The sequence below is a fragment of the Slackia equolifaciens genome (assembly GCF_003725995.1).
Taxonomy (GTDB): domain Bacteria; phylum Actinomycetota; class Coriobacteriia; order Coriobacteriales; family Eggerthellaceae; genus Slackia; species Slackia equolifaciens.
On record NZ_QIBX01000034.1, the window covers coordinates 1 to 4,218 of the forward strand.

The 4,218-nt window shown below is 58.1% G+C and carries 5 protein-coding genes; all 5 read right to left on the reverse strand.

What is annotated here, in order from left to right; genetic code table 11:
• Positions 1-449: 449 nt before the first annotated feature.
• A complete protein-coding gene (locus DMP06_RS11150; RefSeq protein WP_123209805.1) occupies positions 450-1,736 on the reverse strand; it encodes a glycosyltransferase family 4 protein in 1,287 nt (428 codons plus the stop codon).
• Positions 1,733-2,245 carry a glycosyltransferase family 4 protein gene (locus DMP06_RS11630; RefSeq protein WP_220092577.1) on the reverse strand — a complete coding sequence of 171 codons (513 nt, stop codon included), beginning with the start codon at positions 2,243-2,245 and terminating at the stop codon, positions 1,733-1,735. Before DMP06_RS11630 ends, DMP06_RS11150 begins: the two co-directional genes overlap by 4 nt.
• The gene (locus DMP06_RS11925) at positions 2,139-2,888 is read right to left on the reverse strand and encodes a glycosyltransferase (protein ID WP_420820465.1); all 750 of its coding nucleotides are present in this window, start codon (positions 2,886-2,888) and stop codon (positions 2,139-2,141) included. The genes DMP06_RS11630 and DMP06_RS11925 overlap by 107 nt, the downstream gene beginning before the upstream one ends.
• Positions 2,831-3,835 carry a radical SAM protein gene (locus tag DMP06_RS11160; protein WP_123209806.1) on the reverse strand — a complete coding sequence of 335 codons (1,005 nt, stop codon included), beginning with the start codon at positions 3,833-3,835 and terminating at the stop codon, positions 2,831-2,833. Before DMP06_RS11160 ends, DMP06_RS11925 begins: the two co-directional genes overlap by 58 nt.
• A gap of 128 nt (positions 3,836-3,963) precedes the next feature.
• Entirely contained in the window at positions 3,964-4,122 is a 159-nt protein-coding gene (locus DMP06_RS11825) for a sugar transferase (protein ID WP_338056831.1), read from the reverse strand.
• Between the last annotated feature and the right edge of the window lie 96 nt (positions 4,123-4,218).

Genomic DNA, 4,218 nt, shown 5'->3' on the forward strand with positions numbered 1-4,218 from the left:
TTCCTGTAGAGTGTCCATGGTGGCCGTTGCCTTTCTCTCGAATCGGTTACCTTCGCAACGATCGATTCTAGGCAATGGCCGCTTCTCCTTCAAAGCGGCCCGTGACACCAACTTTCGGCACGCGATCGGCAACTCAAAGAGAAGAACGTTAAAGCCCGCAAGCCAAAGAACTTCAGAAAGCGTTAAATCGAGGATGCTCCCCATCCTGGGATTTCGTGCACTATGCGATCGAGCAGACACCGCTACACCCACAGAGTTTCCCCAACTTCGCGCATGAAGACGCCGGCGACACACCTTTCCAAAAAACTGCTGTTTAGCTCCATAACTGAAAACCCATCCTCTAGTCTTGCTCGCAACAGACGCAAAGACTAAACCTGCTAATCATTGCCGTGCTTTAGAGCACCGCTCAATACTGCCTTTATCACCCGATGCAAATGAGCATGATTGACTTAGCCGCTTTTCTTCTCTAGCCCGATTGATTCGTAGAGATCAAGAAGCTGACTCATATAACGGAATTGATCGCAATTCTCCAACACAAGAGAGCGGCAGCGAGACTGTACGTCGCAGTAAGCGTCCATGTCGCTCCAAAGGTCTACCCCACGCATAATAGCCTCTGCAAGTGACGCCGAGTCGCCTGGCTCAGCGAGGAAGCCAGTATTGCCTTCCGAGACGAGCTCGGGGATGCCTCCGATGCGAGTGCCCACGACCGGCGTGCCGGCAGCAAACGCCTCGATAATCGAGAATGGCATGTTTTCCCTCCAGCGCGAAGGGGTTACGGAGAGCGACGAGCGTTCGGCAAGATCGCGGAGCGCATCGCCCTGCTGGAAGCCGACCATCTCCACGTTATCACCCCTTGGACGCCCAGCAAGCTGCGCTTCTATCGCTTCGCGCTCCGGCCCTTCGCCGGCTATTACGAGCCGCCAGCCGGGAATGCGGTCGGCAATCGAGAGAAAGGCGTCCACCAGCACATCGACCCCCTTTTCGCGCGAGAGCCTTCCGAAGAACAGCAGGTACGGACGCTCGCGGTCCGTGTAATCTGTATCGGCGCGAGCGCACGCCAGCACTTCGTTCGTGGCGAAGTTGCGCATGCGTACGACCTGCGAAGCGGGGAATCCCCCTTCCAGAAGCTTCGCTCGCATGAAATCGGAGGGTGAGATAATTCTGTCGATCTTGCGGTAGCTGCCATGATGGCGAAGAAAAGCCGCCTCGGCAGCAGCCAACGCGCTCTTTGCACGCGAGCCCTTCACGCACCCTTTTTCGAAGCAATGATGAAAGCGGCCGTCCAGACATGCGTCGCACACCTCGCCCGCACCGTCGAGCATGACGGACGCCGGACAGATCAGCATATAGTCGTGCGAGGTGTAAATAATAGGAACGGGGTGCTCCTGTAGGTAGGGCGCGTCCAGAATCGAGAAGGTGATCTGACGGTGCACGAGGTTCAGGTGAATCACATCGGGCCGCTCGTCTCGCAACAGGCGGTCGAACTTCTCCTTCGCCTCCTTAGAGTAGAACATGCTGGCCGCGTCGCGGACCTTCCGAGAAACCGACGTCTTCCCGTTGTAGTCGCGGGCGCTCACGAAATACCCCGACTGCTCACAGGGCTCGTTCTCCAGCCCCTCCATCGCGAAGCAGACCACATCGTGCCCCATGGCGCGCAGGGATTCGGCGACGTTGAAGTAGTAGGTCTCGCTGCCGCCCTTGCGCCAGTGGAACTTGTTCACCAGGCAGACCTTCACTGCAGCCCTCCTTCTGCCCTGACGGCTTTCTTGTAGACCTCGAGCGTCTCAGTGGCAACCCTGTCCCAGTCAAAAGAAGCGAGGTCATAGGCCCTGCGCACAGGCATGCCGAGCTTCTTGTTGATGGCCTTCGCAAGCTCCCCGGTTTCGCCCACCGTAAAGTAGTCGTCCGAATTCAGGCTCACGAGATGGGTCGCGGGGATGTCGCTGACGGCGACGTCGAGCCCGTAGCTCATTGCCTCGAGCAACGCAAGGGGGAAACCTTCGTTGCGAGATGCGAGAACATAGAGAGAGGCGTTGGCGTAGATTTGGGCGAGATCGTTGCCGTGCAGCTCACCCGTGAAAACAATGGGGGCACCCGCAGCGAGACTCCTCAACTCTTCCGCATACGCTCGCTCCGACTCAACCCCTCCAACGATGGCGAGCTTCACGCCCTTTGGCGCAGCCTCGCGAAAAGCTCGGATAAGGACGTCGAAGCCCTTTTCCGGAGTGATTCTCCCAACGGACACAATATAATCTCCCGGGCTCGAGCCCGAAATGCTCAACAGCCTCCGTGCTCGCCTGGGGAGCCGGTGCATCCACTCCGTTCGGGATGTAGACCGCACCGCCTTTGCACGCATCCGCACAGCGCTCCATCTGGAACCTGTTCACGAAGATTGTCAGAGCCGAACTTCCGAGCGCAACCCTCTCGCTAAAGCGGAGGACGGCCTTCGCGACGCCTCCCCACTTATCATGTTCGTAGTTCGGACTGTGATAGGTGAGCACAACGGGTATGCCCCTGAGCCCGAGCAGCGGGGAGAACAGGGCCGGCCCGATGTTGTGGTAGCAGACGACGTCGGGTTTCCGAATGAGCGCGGCGCACGTTGCGAGGAAGGAGTGCAGCACCGCCTCGAAGCCCTTCACCCTCGTCGAAGGAAGGTCAACAAACCGCACGCCCTCGTAGTTCTCGCAGGGCTCGACGTAGGGCCTACGGCGGTAGACCAGCACATCGGCCCGCCCCGCCATACGAGTGTAGAGGCACTCGCAATGACGCTCGACGCCCCCCTCGACGCCAGGGAATCCCCGCGTGCCGATCACGCAGACACTCAGAGGGGCTACCAGCATACGGATTGGCCCTTCGCAATGCGGACCTTGTTTTTCAGAATCCACCATATCGGCTTCCACGGACGACGCACCATGTCGTGGCGCTCCGTCACGATGAAGGCACAATTGCGGTCGCAGGCGTCTACCAGCTTCTGCGCCTCCCGGGCTTTCTCCGAAGACATGATTTCCTCAAAAGACTGCTCCTTGATATTGCCGATAATCCACTCCTCGGAAGACCCATTACACGGGGAAACGTTTCCCCACGGGTCGATGAAGAAAAAGTCTTTGAGCGCCCCGCACGGAGGCCGGTATCCCGCTTCGTCGCCGCGAAGACGGCGATGGATGCTCTTGTTGAAGTAGGCCCTCCCGTAGTCCTTGAGCCTGCCCTTCAGGCTGTGCCTCTTGGAGGTGAGGAGCGCCTTCACGAACTCCTCGTGGGCGGCAAGGGCGTCGTCGCTCGTGATCTGGTTATCCTCCTTGTGGAAATACCAAGAGTTGTGCACGACCGAATTGCCTAGCTCCACATCGAGAGCAGCGCACAGCTCGTAGAGCGGCAACAAGTCCTTGTAGTTGTCCGGCGAGATGACCACGGAGAAGCCGATGTTCTTGCACTTCGACTTGCGCAGTTCGAGCATCGTCCTGAGCGCGTGATCGAAACCGTCCCGAGTGCCTCGCTTCTCGTCGTTGAGCTTGGGCAGGCCCTCGAGGCTCACCCGAATGAGAATGTTGGGGTACTTGTTGGCGAGCGCGACGATCTTCTCGGTGTAGTAGCCGTTCGTCGAAAGCTCGAGAAGCTCCGCCTTGGGGTAGAGAATCTCGAAAATCTTGTCGATGTCCTGGCGGAGCATGGACTCCCCGCCCGTGATGTTGATTCGCAAACCGTCGGGCAGCTTGCGATAGAACTCGGGATCGATTTCCTCCTCGGGCTTGGTCGGGCACTTCCAGATGTTACACATGTTGCACTTGGCGTTGCACCTAAATGTGGTGATAAGGCTGCCTTGCACAGTAGTGGCCATAGTTTTACTCCTTATTTCTTGTCCAGATGTAAACACTGGGGTATACACACGTAAAACAATCCGCATGGGGCATACGCCTACGGTTGAGCGCTAGCAACAAATTGTCGGACCTCTTTCTCATTACCGCCCTAGCTCCCCTGTGCAGTGAGTACGCAGCCTACAGTCTGTACAATCAGCTTGAAGTCAGCCCACACAGAGCACTGACGGATGTAGAGCAAGTCCAAATCGACCCATTCATCGAAGTCTATCGAGTCACGGGGGACTGCGGACGAAAAGTTGGACGCGATTCACGCGTCCGGAAGGGGGTCCGCATGTATGATAGGGACGTGGTGGAGCTTGCGCTGCTCGCCCTGGAGGAGGGCATGACGCACGCCGAGGCCGCC

Bases quoted from the DNA above. Each gene is read 5' to 3' on its own strand.
- DMP06_RS11925 (WP_420820465.1), bottom strand. From the start codon at position 2,888: ATGGTGGATTCTGAAAAACAAGGTCCGCATTGCGAAGGGCCAATCCGT.
- DMP06_RS11160 (WP_123209806.1), bottom strand. From the start codon at position 3,835: ATGGCCACTACTGTGCAAGGCAGCCTTATCACCACATTTAGGTGCAAC.